We start from the raw sequence: 17,933 nt of genomic DNA on the forward strand, positions 1-17,933 counted from the left end.
GACTGGTTAAGCGACACCGACTACTCGGGTACCACGGAAAAATTCAAAAGTTTCTTTTAAGCCTTCATCGCCAAGACCAGATTTGCCCCAAGCAGCTCGCGGTAAATCTGGTCTCAGGGCAAATAGTGAAACATCATTAATTTTAACGACCCCCGCGGTTAATTTACGTGCTATCGGCCAAGCTGATTCTTCATCACCAAAAACATACGCAGCTAAGCCATAAGCTGTGCCATTAGCTATTGCTACTGCTTGTTGCTCACTGTTAAAGCTGTGTACGGTCGCCACTGGGCCAAATACTTCTTCTAAGGTTTGTTCGGGTGATAAGCCGGTGATTAATGTTGGAGGATAGAACCAACCAGCAAGTTCAGGTAGCTTAGTATGTTGGATGAGTTCTCCGCCTAAACTTTGATATTCAGCGACTCTAGTTTGAATATGAGCAAGATGGCCTTGATGAACCAGCGGCCCCATTTGGCTATCTGGTGTTAATGATGAACCTAAGGTAATTTTTGCAAAACGTTCACGGACTTTATCAAGTAACTCGGGCAGAATTTTTTCGTCAACCACCAAACGACCAATAGCGCGACACCACTGAGCGTTCATGGTCGTTAAACCGGTTATTATACTATCGGCGGTAGCATCAAGGTTGGCACTTTCTAACACCACTAGGGCGTTATTACCACCAAGCTCCAATTGTGCAGGTTTGATATTGGCGCCACAACTTTGGCCAACCGCTTGACCGCCAACTGCTCCACCGGTAAAGGATACTGCGGCAACTTGATCGGCACTGGTTAATAAACTGCCGACATGGCCACCGCCATGAACAAATTGAAAAACCCCGTCTGGTAAGCCTGCCTCGACAATTGCCTGTGCAATATATTGCGCGGAACCACTTGCCCATTCAGACGGTTTAAATACCACAGTACAACCTGCAGCAAGCGCGCTAGCAAGCTTATGACAGGCAATGCCTGATGGCGCATTCCAAGGGGCGATAATGGCGGCAACACCCAGTGGCAAGCGCTCTACAATAATTTCATTGCCATGCTCTCCGTGTAAATGTTCTTCCGGCCATAGCGAGCGTAAGTGGCTTGCTGCAGCTTTAAAAGCCAAGCTACATACCGTGCTGAACTTTTCAGTTAAGCTGAGTGTCACGCCTGTTTGCAGGGCATCTACCTGAGCGATGTTTTCAGCTTTTTCTACTAATTTTTCCGCGATTTTTTCAAGGTGATCAGCGCGTTCGTTATACGGCAATTCTGACCAACTTCCTCGATGAAAGGCTTTATAGGCAGAGTTTATCGCATTGTTAACTTGAGCTTCGTCGCTACTTAACTGCTCGCCAATCACCTCAGCCGTGTTGGCATTATGTAACGGCTGATTTAAGGCGACAGCTGGCGTTTGCCACACACCATCGATAAAATTTTTAAATTCAGGTAACTGCATTTTCAACCTATTGTTAACTTATTTATTCACGCCAAATTGATTTTGCTCAGCACCTTCAACTTCCATCTGAGCCGCCATTAAGCGGCCTCGCTCGGCTGGAAATGCCTGTACCAATGCCATCGCCATTTCTCGCAAGCCATGGGCACTTGGGTTGGAAAAAGCTGTGCCGGTCGTACCGGTACATTTTAAGGCGTTAGTGGCCACTTTAAATCCGTATTCCGCGACTTGGCCTTTACATAAGCGCCAGCGTTTAACCACTTCTTGTTTAGGTAAAATCTCTGGCACGGCAGTTTCTAATTCTACCTGGCGACGTAGCCATAAAACGGCAGTTTCTAAGTCAGCCATCATTTCACCTATTAGCTGTTGGTGCATAGGTGAACTGGCAATAGATTTGTCTGAATCACCAAATTTTGCTTGGGTGAGTGTGGTCAATGTGGTGTTATAAATTGCCCAGGCTTGGCCAAGGTATACTGCAATGCTGGCTAGTTGGTTGCCAACAAAGCTACCGCGACTCATTTGCATTGAGCGAACAAATGCGCCCGGAATGGCTAATGCATTTTCTTCGCTGACAAAAACATCTTCTAAAATTAAGCCATGAGTAGCACTACCACGCATTCCGATAGCATCCCATTTTTGTCGCTCACTAACGCCTTTAGCATCACGGTCAATAAAAAACGTCGCTAGACCACTGGCATCATCATAGCCTTCAATGCTGGCAGTGACTAAGTACTGATCGGCAACACCGGTGGCGCAGCCAAAGCTTTTAACGCCGTTGATGATATAGCCACCGTCAACGTTGCTGGCTTTGGTGCTGATATTGATTGCGGCTTTTTCTGATTTCACCGCCTCTGATGCAAAGTTAGCGAGCCATTTACCATCTTGCCCCATGGTAGTGAGCACTTTTTCAGCAAATGTTTTAACTTTTTGCGCTTCTTCACCTTCAAATAACCCTGCTTCAATAGCTTCTAGGGCTAATAAGCCTCGAGATGCTGACGAGCAATGGAAGAAGTAACACAATGCGGTTGACGGGCAGACCGATCCAATAGCAAAGGTCGCTGCGGCAAGGTCGCGTAAACCGCCGCCTAAACCACCATATTGCTCTGGAATAATTAAGCCCAATAAACCGGCATCGCTTAATGTTTTCACGTGTGGCAGGTGAAATTCACCATTGCGATCAACATCCTTAGCTGCTGCTTTGATAGTTGCTAGTACATCTTCTACCTTCTGTGCACGTTGTTTTTCAGCGGCCGTCATGTTTTCGACAAAATGTTCGCCAGTTAATTTCATAGGTTCTACTCCATTACTTCGAGTTTGGCTCAAGTGTTGTTTTTAGTTATACGCCGTTTAAATTATTTGCCGCTTACGTTATTCGCCGCGTAGCAGGGCTCTGATTTTTTCACCGGTATCGGCACCAATTAAGCCGTCGACACGTCCCCAAACAGGGTCTATCTCTGGATTAAAAATTGCGGCGCGATTAGCTTGATCGCGATTAACTAATTGCTCAGCGCTAGGTGCGTTTTCAACGCCTTTATTAATTAGCTCAAACCAGTAATTACGGTAATTTTCTGCGTGTTCAAATAGTGCTAAAAATCCGGCCTCGGTGGCGCGGTGTACTAGCATCCACGGTGACATAATTGCGCGCTGGCGCGGCGATATTTGTGCTGGAGCTAGGCCTTCAATCGCTTCAGCGGCATTGTAAAGTTCGGTTAGCGGTTCAAATACTTCATTCATATACTCAATGTCTGCACCAAGATCGGTGCGTGGTGTTAAATCTAAGTGGAACGCAAAGTGCTCACCAGCGCTCACTGAATCTAAGGTAAAGTGTGGGACAGCTGAGTCTTTTGGCATAAAGCCGTAAATCATATGGGAATCTAACATCATTTGCGGGACAACTATTGAACAGGTCACTAGCTTATCTAGTGGCCCGCCTTCAAATACACGGACATGGCCAACTTTGCCTTGCACCATAGGTAGTTGGCTAATTAATGTGATAAAGGGGCCGCCATCTTCGCCAAGTATTTCATTCATGCCAAAATGTTTAACAATGGCATTTAAGTTAGTGTCTGATAAATTTTGTGGATGTGAAATTGTCATAAGTTACTCTTTAAATTTGATTTACAGCATGGCTTGAAGTAATTGCCAAGGGCGGTTGTTAATAAGGTGAGTTCGATGTGAACATACTTTATTATTTGCTGCTTGTGGCTGCACGATAGCCGTGGTCGTCATTTGAACTGTTTGGCCTTGTATGCGCTCACTAGCGCTCAGTAAGCCGTCAAATTTTCGCTCTTGCCAAGGTGTCATAATGGTAAATTCTTTTTGTAGTGGGCAGATAATGTTATTGGCACTGTTGATGTCCGCCGCGATAATATTAACGCGGTTTTCTGACGCTCTTTCCCATAAGCCGGTAACTGACTGCCACTGCTCTTGTTGGCGCAGCGGGGCAAACACAACCTCTGCGCCTTGCATGGCAATCAAGCGATAACTTTCAGGGTAAATAGCATCGTCTTCTAAGCTTATCGCTATTGCGCCATAAGGACTTTGATAACAACTAAAGCTATCAGTCAATGCAGACCAGTGATGGCGCTGACTAAAATGCACTTGTCCTTGTTCAAATACAATGCCGCTGCTGTCAATAAGTACGCCAACATGTGCCGTTTTTCCGTTAACCGTTTTAACAATACTGGTGGCAATCAATTGACCATTTTGACAAGCGTTAGCTAGTGCATTAACAATAGTTTCGCTTGAGCTGATTGCTTGTTCTGCTTCGCTAGTATCATTAAGCCAGAATAGTTCAGGCAAACAAATTAGTGGGGTGTCATTATGGGCTTTTATTTCAGCTAAAGCTTGCTCAAGCGAAGTTGCACTAATTGCCGCGCTTTTAATGTCGAGCTTGCCGTTAAAAGCTGGCAATACTTGCGTTTGTGGGTCTTGACCTAAACTCTGATATAGCTCTGGGCGACGGCTTCTAAATATATCAGTACCGTCTGGGCGGGTTTTATTGTCGGCCTTGCTGACATTTATATCCGCCCAAATCACTTCTTCACCTTTACCGGCAAGTGCTAGTACGGTGCCATCAGGCGCAACAATTTGGCTATCACCAGCACCATGTAAGAATTGTTCTGGAATGCTAATGGCTTCAGATATTGGCGTTAAAATTTCTTCTGGGATCAATGGCCCTACTTTGTTAGCAGCAACAATAAATACTTTATTTTCAGCGGCACGCACCGGAATATGTAATTCACCTTCATCAAGGGCGAAAGAGTTGAGGTTATTACAAAGTACTTGCGCGCCGCGCAGTGATAAACATCTTGGCGTTTCATTGATAACACCGTCCATACATGAATACATGGCAAGGCGACCAATTTCAGTGGTTAAAATAGGGCCTTGCTCGGTGGCAATATCAAGAAAATCATTTTCATGGCCAACTAACACTTGCTTATTATTTTCGCCAATTAATTCTCCTGTTGGCGAAAACATTAAGCTAGTTCCGGTTACTCGATTACCATCGCGACGAACAGTACAGTTAATGCTTAAAAAGACATTTGCTTTTTTCACTGCGGCTGAAATGGCACTAAGAAAGGCGCCGTTTAAATCAACAGACACTTGATAGCAATGTTCTTGATCGTCGTACCAAGAGTTGTGGTTTACAAATTCTGGTAATACGATAAGGTCAGGTTGGCACTCGCTTGCTTTTTCGATCATTCTCAAGCAAGTGGCTAGATTAGCCTCTACGTTATTGGTAACGGCAAACTGGGCTGCGGCAACTCTGATCATAATCTTAATATTCCAACTATTGATAACAAAAGCGTGTTATTCTATAAATCATTTGTTATAAAGTAATAACATTAGTTCATTTAGTCAATACATCGACAATAAAATGTTATAACATTAATACAAATGATTAAATGGTTGAATTCAAACTCTGTTAAAGTTGGTCAAGTTAAGGTTGGATAATGGAAGCAAGTTATCAATATTCTTTAGCACTAGCGCTATTTGATTTTGTCCCTGTGATTTTGTCATCGTTAGCATTAATTTTAATTTTTAAGCTAATTAGTACGTTAGCTGAGCCGTTATCTAGGCTGGCGCTTGCCGGTGTTGTACTAATTATATTAGGCGGAAGTGCCAAAGTGACTTGGAAATTTCTTGTTGCTGCGTTCGATATTGATATTATTTTATTAAATAACAGTTTATTTATTTTTATGGCACCCGGCTTTACGTTACTGACTCATGCGTTTTGGTTAGCCCGCAGAAATTTACATCAACTCTCTAGTCCTATAAATAGCCAACCAATAAGACCTGCATCTATCTGGCTTCTCCCTATCTCCATCATTGCGTTATTTAGTCTGACAGCCACGTATTTATCATTGGAATTTCCAACGAAGAAGTATTGGTTTTTCTTGCTTTTATTGCAAGTCACCTTAGCTAATATTGTGTTTATTTGGCATTGCGCTCGATATGCTTGGCTGAATAACAACACCATGGCGATGGGCTTATTTATTTTAAATTTATTAGGGACATTTATGATGTCTTACCTGGGAAGGTTAAGTAATAGCAGTGAAGCGGGCCAGTGGATAGCAGAAATTACCAATACCTTTACCCAAGGTGCTTTATTGTTAGGGGCTTGGCTAATTTATAAAAAAGCGAATAGACAGTTGAACTGTTCTAAAGATATAAACGTATAACAATTACAACAGCAGTAATTCACCTAGTTAGGAAAACAATAATGACGACAGAAGTAGCGGCCAATAAATATTTATTTATTGATATTAATCAAGGGGTAACCCGTTGGAATATGTCAGTTTTTTATCTGACCTGTGTTGCTTGTATTTTACTTGGCACATTTATAAATGCCTTTCAGCCATTTTTATTCACTGAATTGATGAATATTCCGAAATCCGAACATGGCGTAGTGAGTGGTAAATTAAACTTCTGGGGAGAAATGGCCATTATTGCCAGTGTTGGTGTTTGGGGCGCTATTTCTGACAACATTGGTCGCCGCACGGTCATGGTGATTGGTTTTATCTTAATCAGTATTGCATTGTTTTTATACCCAAGTGCCAGCAGTGTTAATGAACTCGTCATTTACAGAATGATTTATGGCGTTGGTATTGCGGCAGCAACTTGTATGATTGTGACGTTACTTGCAGATTATGCGGTTAATCGAAGCAGAGGCAAAGCTGCTGGTTTACAAGGTGTTTGTAATGGTATTGGTGCTATGGTGGCGCTGTTCTTGTTATTGCGATTGCCAGCAATTTTTCAAGCCAATGGTTGGTCGGTGGTCGAGTCAGGCGTTGTGACTTACTATATTGCTGTTGGGTTTTCGCTTTTTGTCGCTGCTATTTCATTCAAAGGTTTGCAATCGAGAGCTCTCAAGAAAGAAGGACAACAACAAAGCTTAGCTGCGTTAATGGTAGATGGAGTTAAAGCGGCGAAAGATCCCGGTATTGCCTTAGCCTATGGTGCAGCTTTTGTTTCTCGAGCAAATTTAAGTATTGTCGGTGCATTTATGACGTTATGGTTATCTAACTACGGCACATCAGAAGCTGTGGGGATGTCAGCAGCCGATGCATTGAAAAAGGCGGGTATTTATGTTGGTATTGCCCAAGGTGTTGCATTAATGACCGCGCCATTGTTTGGTTTACTCACTGATAAGGTAAATCGGGTAACGGCGTTATCGATTGCGCTATTATTAACCTTTGTTGGTTATGGTGGTACTTATTTTGTTACAGATCCATTCGGCGGCCTGATGATAGCTGTGGTGATTGTGGTTGGCTTAAGTGAAATTGGCGCGATTATTACCTCTGGTGTACTGATTTCTCAACAAACTGCCGAAAAAAATCGCGGAGCTGTTATTGGTATTTTTAATTTATGTGGTGCCATTGGCATCTTAGTGTCGAGTATTATCGGTGGTTATTTATTTGATCACTGGATGAATGCAGGCCCGTTTATCTTTGTTGGCTTTTGTGGCTTGATTGTCTTTATTTGGGCATTGGTGGTGAAAAATAAAGTTCATCCTCATGCAGAACAAGCTTAAATAAAATTTAAAATCAGTTAAAAGGCTAGGGCAGAAAGTACTGCACTAGCTTTTTTTGCATTAGTTTGAAAATTTTTTTAGGCTGAAAAGCCAAATAATAAGGGTTTATCTTTAAAGGGTTAGCGCTAGGAGTTTTGTTGCTCGATTAATTCAATTAGTTCGCCAGCCTCTCCATACAAAACGCAATGACGGGCTTGCGCGATACTGAAAATATCATTTGGTGCAACGGCGAGTTGTTCAAGTGATTGAACAAAGCAACTGATCATCGCGATACCAGCAGGAAGGAAACCATCACCAACAACTTTTGGTGTCGCTTTGCTAACTTCATCAATTTCAAACAGCGCATTACCATTTAATTGTAGGGTAGCGACTGGATATTGATGGTTGATATCAAAGCCCCAGGTTTTATTCAGCGCAGTGATCTTGGTATCAAAGCTTAATCCGCTATGCTGATTTAAGTTTTCATAGAACTGTAAGCTTTTTTCTCTGCTTGTTGTCGCTAACACTGGAATAAATAAATCACCAGTAAAAGCGGACGTTTCTGGCAACTCAAAGGGCGGTACTTGCCCTTGAATTTCTGTAATATAAAGCACTTCACCACAAGGGCCAGCAACCTGACAAGCTTTAATTTTATCGCTTAACTCCAAATACGCTGGCGGGCTGATAATGGTAAAAGCGTTATGTTGGCACAGGCATTGATATACGGCATCAACATCGGCAACATTAACTTCCAACGCTAACCAGCCTAAATGTGTTAATGGCGTTGGCGTAGCAGCGCTTTTATCTTCAATTATTCTTAACCATGCATTACCGTTCGCAGCAGCCAATAGTGCAACATTGGCATTGATCAAGTTATTAGCCTGATAAGCTTGCGCTTGTTCACTTGATAATTGTGTGCGGCTTATTAAGGTAAATTTTAATGCCGTTTGATATGCCTCAATAGCTTGTTCGATATCATTACTAACTAAAGTGGCTTGAGTGATGGGGCCTAATTGTTTAGTCATAACTTATTGATATTTTTGCCCATTCGCCAATATATCGTCGGTGCCTAATAACTGATTTAAGCTGGTTAAATCGAGCATTCGTTGACGATACTGCTCAGTGTTACCGTTGTTCTTAAGGGATGATAAAAATTCTTGCGCCATAAAGGTGTAGGCTCTAACTAAGGCCCCTGGAAAAATCGCCAGCGAGTAGCCCATTTTTTCAAGATCATCGGCTTGTTTGATAGGTGTTGAGCCGCCTTCAACCATATTTGCTAATAACGGAATTTTATTTGCAAAAGTTTGATTAATTTTTTCCATTTGGCTGATATTTTCTGGTGCTTCGATAAATAACATATCGGCACCTGCCTCCATATAGGCATTGGCACGTTCGAGTGCTGATTCGAACCCTTCGACAGCAATAGCATCAGTGCGAGCAATAATCATGGTATTTTCATCATTGCGGCTATCGACAGCTGCTTGTATTTTCCCCACCATTTCACCTTGGCTAACTAAGCTTTTACCTTTTAGGTGACCACAACGTTTTGGCATTTGTTGATCTTCAAGTTGAATGCCTGAAGCGCCCATACGTTCAAATAATTTAACCGTGCGAATAACATTCAGTGCGTTACCAAAGCCGGTATCTGCGTCAATAATGACAGGAAGTTCAACGCGTTCACGGATCACCGCCATTGTTTCAGCGACTTCGTTCATTGAGACTAAGCCGATGTCAGGGCGACCAAAGCGAGTATAGGCTATGCTTGCGCCAGATAAATACATGGTATTAAAGCCGGCTTTTTCAATCAGTGATGCTGAGAGTGCATCATAGCCGCCAGGAGCAACTAAAATTTCGGGTGCATTAATGAGTTGACGGAGTTTTGCGGCGTGCGACATAGTTCACCTATTTGTTTATTGTTTAAATTTTTTCTCTAGGTAGGGCATTAAGCCACCAGCATCTACTATCGTCATTAGTTGTGCAGGGATTGGCTCACAGTGATATTGCTGATCTTTACTATGGTTAATTATGATGCCTTTACTTGCATCTATGCTAACCACATCATCTTTATCAATGTTATCAAGCTCAGCACACTCAAGCACCGGTAATCCGAGATTAAGGGCATTGCGATAGAAAATTCGTGCAAATGATTTCGCTATGATGGCAGCTACTCCTAATTCAACCAATGCTTGAGCCGCCTGTTCGCGAGATGAGCCAATGCCAAAAGCATTGCCTGCAACAATGATATCGCCAGCGTTGACTTGCTGAGCAAACTTGGGCTCGATTGCTTCTAGACAATGGCTGGCCAATTCTGCCAGTGGTGCTTTCATGTAGGCACCAGGGGCAAGGACGTCAGTATCAATATTATCGCCAAAGAGCCACACTTTACCTTTAATTTCACTCATATTGTGCCTTTATAAATAATCTCTTGGATCTGCAATAACGCCAGCGATAGCCGAAGCTGCAACAGTGTATGGGGATGCTAGATAGACATTTGACTCTGGTGAGCCCATTCTGCCTTTAAAGTTTCTGGATGTAGAAGAAATACAATTTTCACCATTGGCAATTGCCCCTGCTCCCATCCCCGCACATGCGCCACATCCCGTTGGCAGTATAATTGCACCAGCAGCCGTTAATGTGGCTAAGGTGCCATCTGCGGCGGCTTGCGTGGTGGTTTCTTGTGAGGCAGGCGCAATAAGCAGGCGCGTTCCTTGTGCAACGTGATGACCTTTAAGCACTTTGGCGGCCATTTTTAGATCTGACAGTTTGGCACCAGTACAGGCACCGATATAAGCCTGATGTATTTTAATAGGGTTGTTGCTGAGATAGCTTTCAATTGGGAATGTATTTTCAGGGCTATGAGGCGCGGCTACTTGTGGAGTTAACTCGCTCGCGTCAAAATGATAGACCTGTGCATAGTCGCAATTACTATCACTTTTCCAGTCTAAGCAGTTTTTTGGTACATCTTTCCCAGTTGACTCTATCCAATCGACTGTAGTGTCGTCAGCTTCAATAATCCCTGTTTTTCCGCCTAATTCTGCCGACATATTACACAACACCATGCGTTCATACATGGTCATGTTTTTAATGGTTGAACCACCAAATTCAATCACTTTGTAATTGTTGTTCATACCGAGTTTTGCGCATAAAAACAGCATAATATCTTTTGCGCTGCAGCCTTTTGGAAGCTCGCCGTCCCAATTTACTCTAATGGTTTCAGGCGTTTTTATCCAAATTTCTCCAGTGGCTAACACGCCGGTCATTTCGGTTGCACCTATCCCGACCATAAAGGTGCCAAAAGCGCCGCCTGTAGGTGAATGGGAATCACCACCAACGAGAAACATCCCAGGAATTAAGTGACCTTTTTCAGGCAACATGACATGACATATGCCTTGCATATCATAGAAGTGGCCAATGTGATTATCGCTTGCCCATTGACGGGTTAGGGCAAGAATTTCGGCACTTTCTGGATCTGTCGCTGGCACAAAATGATCGCTAACTAACACAACCTTTTCAGGTGCCCAAACTTTGGCACCTAATTTTTCAAGGCGTGCTTTTACACGCCTTGGTCCGCTAGAGTCATGCATTAACACTTTGTCAACTTGGCAAGTTACTATTTCACCGGGCTGAACATGGCTTTTACCGGCCGCGCGGGCAATAATTTTTTGAGCAAGTGTTTGTGATAATGTCATCTCAAAGATTACCTAAGGCAATAATATTATAATAATTACGCTTAGATTAACGCTATAAATGATATATGTCTATATCAATATAACAAATAGTTTGTGTGACCTTATAAATCGGCAAGTTTTATCGCTAAATTGTTTTGTTCACTGGTCACAGTGAAGTTAGCATCGTCAAAACTAGGTGGCCCCATAAAACCTTTTGCATTATTTGAGGTGCCAACAGGCTCTTTAGGGATGCCAAGCCAATTCGCGGCCATTTCATTGTTATTATCAAGATCGTGAAAAAGATATAGGCTGTAATTGCCTTGTGGTAGTTCAAGTGAAACGTCAATGCGATTATTTTCAACAGCATCTAAACCAAAAGCTTGCTCTAAGGTGATTTCATCAGCCTTATCAGACATCCAGTTTGCTTTATTATCATACACTCTAACAACTATCTGGCCGTTGCTAGAGTTGATATTTGTAATGGATAAATTAACTGGCTCCGCCAATAAACATGGTGATGTCAGCAGGAGAGAGATAAACATTATTGATTTTTTCATAATTTTCCTCAGTGATAAAAAAACGCCATTACAATTGGTTGTAACAGCGCTTTTGTTTTACGTGAATAAGTTTGAGTTATTTCACCGAAAATTCCATTTCAAACTGGTATTGATCCGGTCGATATAGCGCATAAACGTGATCGAATAAATTACCGTCTTTATCGTAAATAGAGCGATCAAGTACCAGTAGCGGTTTGCCTGTTGGAATATCTAAATGTAGAGCGGTTTCTACATTTGACAAGGTTGCGGTAACTGATTGCTCAATACGATCAAGCTCAATACCGGCTTTTTTGAAAATTTCAATTCTGGGCATTTCTTGCATTGCCTGTTCGCTGTATGCATTGCCGATATCTCGGGTCCAGCTACCGTAATAACCAAACGGAACACCATCGGCTAAACGAATACGCTGAGATTGAATTAACTTTGTATTGCCATCAATACCAAAGCGTTGCTGAATATCTAATGGCGGTACACTGGCGCCAAATAGTAGCGACTTTACCTGAGTATTACGGCCTAAGGTGGTCAGATTTTCCAATAAACCACTAATCGGTGCCGCAACCTGTTCTGCACGATGTTTGTAGGTGACGTGAGAGCCTTTACCACGACGGCGTGAAATGTAGCCTTCTTCGGCCAATTCATCCATCGCACGTTTGGCGGTAATACGAGAAACGCCAAACGCTTCAGATAGATTATGTTCAGTAGGCATTTTTTCGCCAAATGGTATTTCACCTAAATGAATTTTTTCTTTTAAAAATAGATACACCTGATGATACAAAGGCGTAGGTACATCACTTTTTAAAGCATGTTTTAGGCGAGGATCCGCAAATAGCTCTTCAAATGTCATATTGATATATCTCTTGGCTCAAAATTTTCTCGCTAATGTTAACCTGCATTTAACATGTTGTCATCTAGCGCTGATATTTATTGGTTTTATTTTATAGATTTCAAATGTTATGTTATTAGAACAAATATAACAAATGAAACTGAATTTCAATCATTGTGCAACATTTTAACGTAGAAATTGAACAAAACGTCGCTTATTTAACCATTGAAAGGGTTGCTAAGTTTAATGCTTTTACTAGCCAAATGTGGCGTGACTTTTGTCTGTGTTTAGCCGATATCGAAGCCAGTAATGCTAGGGTATTAGTGATAACTGGCGACGGTGATAAAGCGTTTTGCGCGGGGGCAGATATACAGGAGTTACAAGAGCATATTAATGATAAGACCTTTCATCAGCAGAATAATGCCAATATTTTAACAGCCCAGCAACAAATTGAGCGGCTTAATATTCCAGTCATTGCTGCCATTAATGGGGTGTGCATGGGCGGCGGCGTTGGTATTGCGCTAGCATGTGATTTTCGTATTGCTACTGACTACGCTAAATTTGCCATCACACCTGCGAAACTGGGTTTGCTTTATAGCTTGGAAGATTGCCGTAGAGTGGTCAACTTGGTTGGCCTTGCCAAAGCAAAACAATTGTTGCTGACAGCTAAAACTCTTGACGCTGCAACAGCATTACAATGGGGCATGGTTGATTCACTAACCACATTCAACAATTTGGCCGTTGAAACGGAGCAACTTGCGCAACACTTAGCAACATTAAGCCCGATATCGCTGTCAGGGTTGAAACGCAGTGTTAATTTTCTCGGTGGCTTAACACGAGGGAGTGAAGCAGAGTTAAAAGCGTTATTTGATAACGCATTTGAGGGAGCTGACTTTGTCGAAGGTGTAGCGGCATTTACTGAAAAACGACCGCCTAAGTTTTAATATGCTAGAAAATTTTGAAATTGCCGAGCAACAAGCCGGTTTTAGTCAATATTTAGGGCCATTTTTTCAACGGTTCGATCAGGATCGTGGTCAGTTTATTCGCGCCTTACCGATACGAGCAGAGCATTTAAACCCGGAAGGCGTTGTGCATGGCGGAGTACTATTGGCTTTTCTTGATTATGTTTGTTATCGGGCTATTGGCGATGAAATCTCCCATCAAAATCCTTTCGCGACTGTTCAGTTAAATAGTAACTTTTTAGCCGCAGCCAAACCGGGAGATATTGTGTTTGGCGTAGCTAATATCACAAAAGTGACTAAATCATTGATCTTTGCAACTGGTGAACTTTACAACAGTGATCGAGCGTTGATGACAGGCTCAGGTGTTTGGAAATTGATCGGTAAATAAAGTCCAATGGTTATTGCACTATTTTAATATTGCCCCTGAATCAATAATGATATAATGTTATGACAATATGTTTATTTTGGACGATTCTATGAATAATTATCAAATTGCCCGCCGCGCACAAATTGGCGTTATTATTCCTTCAACCAATACTGGTGTTGAATATGATTTGCAAAAGTTTGGCCTAGATGGTGTCACTTGGCATCCTTCTCGTTTTTACATTGAACTTAGAAATTGGGCTGATGAAGTTGAAAAAACCGGTGATAATGAAAACCAAGTTTTTGAACGCTTTTTAGAGATTATGCGAGGTGAAATTCCTAGCTCTATTCGCAATGTGATGAGCGCAAAAGTTAAGCACATAATGCTTGGCATGTCGGCAGAAACCTTTTGGGGTGGTCTTGAAGGCAATATTGAATTTGAAAACGACATCAAAGCGCAAATTGCTGAATTTGATCCCAATGTTGGTTTAACCACGGGCGCTGGTGCAACCAAACTGGCGTTAAATAAATTTGGCGCGAAGCGCATTTCGGTGATCACGCCGTATCCACAAGTGGGTGATGATAATGTTATCCGCTTTTTTGAAGACATTGGCTTTGAAGTACATAAAGTTAAAGGTTTAAATCGTCCGTCGGCCACCGCGATTGCTGAAACCGAGATAAAAGAGGTGATTGCGGCAATTGAAGAAGTTGATCATGAGTCGGTTGATGCTATTGTGCAATGTGGTACCAACTTATCGACCTTAGATATTTTTCCAGTTTATGAGCATATTCTGCAAAAACCGTTAATTCCAATTAATGTCGCCACTATATGGCATGCATTGAGAGCCTGTGGCATAAATGACCAGATCACTGGTTACGGGCGATTATTAGAAGAATTTTAACCGTCAGCGATTGATAAACAGCGGGAGGCAAAAGTGTTTAAACTCAGTTATGCAATTCTCGTGTGTTTATTGTTAATGGTGCTGATTTGGCTGCTTGGCCCTTATAGTGAGCACATTAATTTTCTCGAAGATAAAGGCGTCACTTGGTATTACTGGCAATTACCTGAGCCAAATTTTTGGACGCGCTTTTCAGCTTGGTCGCTGTATATTGGTCACCAGTGCAGCCTGTGGTATTTGATTTATCTAAGCCAAAAGAAAAAGCTCAGTTATCAACCTACAGGTAAGCTGGGTCTACATAAAGAAAACGTTATTGCGTTAGCGGTTAATTTATTTTTTGTACTTGCTCATATTGTGCAAACTAAAGTGTTTTACGATGGCTTGGCCCAAGATACCTCTAATTTTGCCGCGATGATTTCTGTGGTGCTGGTACTCGCTTTCACCCTTGTCTTAGAGCACAATCGACGTGGCTTTATTTTAGGTAAGCGATTTGAATGGCTTAGCTATAGTCGCGATGTCTTTGTTCGTTATCACGGTTATTATTTTTCTTGGGCGATGATTTACACCTTTTGGTTTCATCCCATTGAAACAACGCTAGGGCATATGCTGGGCACTGTTTATATTCTATTTTTCTTAGTTCAGGGCAGTTTGTTCTTTACCCGTTTTCACCAAAACATTTTTTGGAAGGCCTTCTTAGAGATGTTTGTGGTCATCCATGCCGTGGTCATTGCTTATTATTCAATACACAACGAATCTGTGAGCATGTTTGCATTTGGTTTTCTGGCAATGTTTTTTCTTACTTATGCTTACGGTTTAGGTTTGAAAAAGCGCACGATTACTGTGTTAACTACCTTGTTCTTACTGATTGCCATTGCTTATTACCAGCCAAATTGGTTAGGGCTTTCTGAACTTATCCGTATTCCACTGATTTTATATGGTGTTGCCTTGATTTTTGCGGCCTTAGCTTATCGCTTTTCTCGACACAGATAGTGGTTAATTTTTAGCTTTACTTAAATGTTATATAGTTATATCATTATCTCAATATTTTGTTGTATTGATAAAGGTGAAACATGAGTAAGCCATTACAAGGTTTAAAAATCATAGATTTAACACATATGCTATCTGGGCCTTATGGCGCCATGATTTTATCTGACCTTGGTGCCGACACTATCAAAGTAGAACCTCTTGCTGGTGAAGGTACACGTAAATTACTCGCTACTGATCCAAAAAATTCTCTTGATGGTTTTGGCGCTTACTTTATTACCCTAAACCGTAATAAACGTTCGGTGGCAATGGATTTAAAAACGGAAAAAGGTAAGCAACTTTTTTATCAATTAGTTAAAGAAGCTGATGTCGTTATTTCCAACTTTGGCCCAGGTGTGCCGGAGCGCTTAGGTATTGATTATCAAACCTTAACCAAATACAACGAGGCAATAATTACTTGTACAGTTACCGGTTTTGGCTCTGAAGGCCCAGGTTCTAAACGCCCTGCGTTTGACCAAGTTGCGCAAGCATTTGGTGGTGGCATGTCAATTACGGGTCACAATATTGAAGATCCTATTCGCGCCGGTATTCCTATTGGCGATTTAGGTGGCGGCATGTTTGCGGTGATGGGTATTCTTGCTGCTGTTGTTGAGCGTAACAAAAGTGGTAAAGGCCAGCATGTGGATATTTCAATGCTAGATTGTCAGGTTTCTATGTTGAACTATATGGCGACCATGCATTTTCTATCGGGTGAAAACCCTTATCCAATTGGTAATTCACATTTTGTCCATGTGCCTTATAACAGCTATCCGACACAAGATGGCCATATTATTTTAGCGGTGATCACCGATAACTTTTGGCAAAACTTAAAAACTGTGGTCAATATTCCAGAATTTGACAACGATAAATATGACGGTCAACCGGGGCGTTATGCCGACAAAGCGCTAATTGACGGTAAACTTGCTGAATTATTCTTAACTAATACCAATGACTATTGGATGGAAAAATTAGAAGCGGCAAGAATTCCTAGTGCGCCAGTTAATAAATTCAGTGATGCCTTAAACGATCCGCAAATTCTTCATCGCAATATGGTGATTGACTTACTACACCCTGACGGCAAGAAAACCAAAGCGCCGGGTAATCCAATTAAACTTTCGCGTACCAATGAAGAAACATTTTCGCCTGCGCCTCACATTGGGCAGCATACCGATGAAGTGTTGAGTGAGCTGTTGAAACTAAGTAGTGATGATATTACTGCACTGAAAAATGAAAATGTGGTGGCGTAGCAAGTGATGACTGACAATTACGTGCGGATCAACGATGTAGGCCCGCGAGATGGATTGCAAAATCAGGCAACCATTTTAACGCCAGAGCAAAGGTTAACCTTGATCCATGGCTTAATCGATGCAGGCTTACCAGCGATAGAGGTAGGCAGCTTTGTCTCACCCAAAGCGGTGCCAGCCATGGCAGGTACTGATCAAATTGTTAGTGAGCTTGTTAATGCGCCAGTTTATAGTCAAGCGCTAGTGCCTAACCTTAAAGGTTATCAGCTAGCTAAAGCGGCAGGGGCAAAATCGGTGTTGTTGGTGGTTTGCGCTACTGAAACCATGAACCAAAAAAATGTCCGTATGTCGGTGAATGACAGCTTAGCGCAAGCACAGGAAATTATTACCTTAGCAAAAGCCGACAATATCGATGTACTTACCTGTATCGCTGTTGCTTGGCAATGTCCATTTGAAGGGCCAACCGATCCGAATGTGGTGTTTGAGTTAGCCGATAAATTATATGCTCAAGGTAGTGACGAGTTAGTGATAGCTGACACTATTGGCGCAGCTAACCCAGCGAGTGTTGCTCAATTGATGAAGCCACTTATCGATCATTATCCAAGTGCACGAATCGCTTGTCACTTTCATGATACCCGCGCTATGGGTTTAGCTAATATCGCCAGTGCCCTAAATGTTGGCGTAAGGCGGTTCGATGCCTCTATTGGTGGCTTAGGTGGCTGCCCGTTTGCCCCGGGTGCCACTGGTAATGTTGCGACCGAAGATGTGGTGATGATGTTACATCAAATGGGTTATCAAACCGGTATTGACCTTGAAAAGCTTATCCAAGTAGGCCAGCTAGCTGGCGAAATGACTTCACAACCAACCGGCGGTCGTGCTCATAACTGGCGCAGCTTACAAATTGCACAGGGCAAACCGTTAAGTTAGTTTTTCTAACGACGATA

General features: G+C 42.2%; 18 protein-coding genes. 8 read left to right on the top strand and 10 right to left on the bottom strand.

Translation table 11 applies throughout. The annotated features are described in order from the left end of the window. Window positions 1-6: 6 nt before the first annotated feature. From ACOB82_RS05835 to ACOB82_RS05850, 4 genes are all read right to left on the bottom strand, one after another. Window positions 7-1,437: an aldehyde dehydrogenase family protein gene (locus tag ACOB82_RS05835; protein WP_448212002.1), complete on the bottom strand. Its 1,431-nt coding sequence runs from the start codon at window positions 1,435-1,437 to the stop codon at window positions 7-9. Between the two features lie 18 nt (window positions 1,438-1,455). Then, window positions 1,456-2,724, bottom strand: a complete 1,269-nt coding sequence (locus tag ACOB82_RS05840; protein WP_448212003.1) for an acyl-CoA dehydrogenase family protein — start codon at window positions 2,722-2,724, stop codon at window positions 1,456-1,458. Between the two features lie 78 nt (window positions 2,725-2,802). Then, window positions 2,803-3,531 carry a hypothetical protein gene (locus ACOB82_RS05845; protein ID WP_448212004.1) on the bottom strand — a complete coding sequence of 243 codons (729 nt, stop codon included), beginning with the start codon at window positions 3,529-3,531 and terminating at the stop codon, window positions 2,803-2,805. A gap of 21 nt (window positions 3,532-3,552) precedes the next feature. Continuing rightward, a complete protein-coding gene (locus ACOB82_RS05850) occupies window positions 3,553-5,211 on the bottom strand; it encodes a nitrilase-related carbon-nitrogen hydrolase (RefSeq protein ID WP_448212005.1) in 1,659 nt (552 codons plus the stop codon). 179 nt (window positions 5,212-5,390) lie between these two features. Here ACOB82_RS05850 and ACOB82_RS05855 point away from each other — a divergent pair, with 179 nt between their 5' ends. Both ACOB82_RS05855 and ACOB82_RS05860 read left to right on the top strand, forming a co-directional pair. Beyond that, on the top strand, window positions 5,391-6,119 hold the full coding sequence (locus tag ACOB82_RS05855; protein ID WP_448212006.1) for a hypothetical protein: 729 nt from the start codon (window positions 5,391-5,393) through the stop codon (window positions 6,117-6,119). Window positions 6,120-6,160: 41 nt separating this feature from the next. Then, a complete protein-coding gene (locus ACOB82_RS05860; RefSeq protein WP_448212007.1) occupies window positions 6,161-7,471 on the top strand; it encodes an MFS transporter in 1,311 nt (436 codons plus the stop codon). A 125-nt stretch (window positions 7,472-7,596) separates the two neighbouring features. Here ACOB82_RS05860 and ACOB82_RS05865 read toward each other — a convergent pair whose 3' ends face one another. The 6 genes from ACOB82_RS05865 to ACOB82_RS05890 form a co-directional block, all read right to left on the bottom strand. Continuing rightward, window positions 7,597-8,475 (bottom strand): hypothetical protein, encoded by an 879-nt coding sequence (locus tag ACOB82_RS05865; RefSeq protein ID WP_448212008.1) that lies wholly within the window; start codon window positions 8,473-8,475, stop codon window positions 7,597-7,599. A gap of 3 nt (window positions 8,476-8,478) precedes the next feature. Then, a complete protein-coding gene (locus ACOB82_RS05870) occupies window positions 8,479-9,345 on the bottom strand; it encodes an isocitrate lyase/PEP mutase family protein (RefSeq protein ID WP_448212009.1) in 867 nt (288 codons plus the stop codon). Window positions 9,346-9,360: 15 nt separating this feature from the next. After that, window positions 9,361-9,852, bottom strand: a complete 492-nt coding sequence (locus tag ACOB82_RS05875; protein WP_448212010.1) for a LeuD/DmdB family oxidoreductase small subunit — start codon at window positions 9,850-9,852, stop codon at window positions 9,361-9,363. 9 nt (window positions 9,853-9,861) lie between these two features. Next, window positions 9,862-11,139, bottom strand: coding sequence for a 3-isopropylmalate dehydratase large subunit (locus tag ACOB82_RS05880; protein ID WP_448212011.1), 1,278 nt, complete (start codon window positions 11,137-11,139; stop codon window positions 9,862-9,864). 101 nt (window positions 11,140-11,240) lie between these two features. Next, complete coding sequence (locus ACOB82_RS05885) at window positions 11,241-11,675, bottom strand: DUF2141 domain-containing protein (protein ID WP_448212012.1); 435 nt, start codon at window positions 11,673-11,675, stop codon at window positions 11,241-11,243. 76 nt (window positions 11,676-11,751) lie between these two features. Beyond that, complete coding sequence (locus tag ACOB82_RS05890) at window positions 11,752-12,519, bottom strand: GntR family transcriptional regulator (RefSeq protein WP_448212013.1); 768 nt, start codon at window positions 12,517-12,519, stop codon at window positions 11,752-11,754. A gap of 155 nt (window positions 12,520-12,674) precedes the next feature. Between ACOB82_RS05890 and ACOB82_RS05895 the strand changes: the two genes are divergently transcribed. The 6 genes from ACOB82_RS05895 to ACOB82_RS05920 all read left to right on the top strand — a co-directional run bounded on the left by ACOB82_RS05895 (window position 12,675) and on the right by ACOB82_RS05920 (window position 17,916). Further along, entirely contained in the window at window positions 12,675-13,442 is a 768-nt protein-coding gene (locus ACOB82_RS05895) for an enoyl-CoA hydratase/isomerase family protein (protein ID WP_448212014.1), read from the top strand. A 1-nt stretch (window position 13,443) separates the two neighbouring features. After that, the gene (locus tag ACOB82_RS05900) at window positions 13,444-13,848 is read left to right on the top strand and encodes a PaaI family thioesterase (protein ID WP_448212015.1); all 405 of its coding nucleotides are present in this window, start codon (window positions 13,444-13,446) and stop codon (window positions 13,846-13,848) included. 88 nt (window positions 13,849-13,936) lie between these two features. Then, window positions 13,937-14,725, top strand: coding sequence for a maleate cis-trans isomerase family protein (locus ACOB82_RS05905; protein ID WP_448212016.1), 789 nt, complete (start codon window positions 13,937-13,939; stop codon window positions 14,723-14,725). 33 nt (window positions 14,726-14,758) lie between these two features. Further along, window positions 14,759-15,712, top strand: coding sequence for a hypothetical protein (locus tag ACOB82_RS05910; protein WP_448212017.1), 954 nt, complete (start codon window positions 14,759-14,761; stop codon window positions 15,710-15,712). Window positions 15,713-15,792: 80 nt separating this feature from the next. Then, window positions 15,793-16,992, top strand: coding sequence for a CaiB/BaiF CoA transferase family protein (locus tag ACOB82_RS05915; RefSeq protein WP_448212018.1), 1,200 nt, complete (start codon window positions 15,793-15,795; stop codon window positions 16,990-16,992). A gap of 6 nt (window positions 16,993-16,998) precedes the next feature. Next, the gene (locus tag ACOB82_RS05920; RefSeq protein WP_448212019.1) at window positions 16,999-17,916 is read left to right on the top strand and encodes a hydroxymethylglutaryl-CoA lyase; all 918 of its coding nucleotides are present in this window, start codon (window positions 16,999-17,001) and stop codon (window positions 17,914-17,916) included. Window positions 17,917-17,933: the final 17 nt, after the last annotated feature.

This window comes from Colwellia sp. MEBiC06753 (assembly GCF_053470325.1).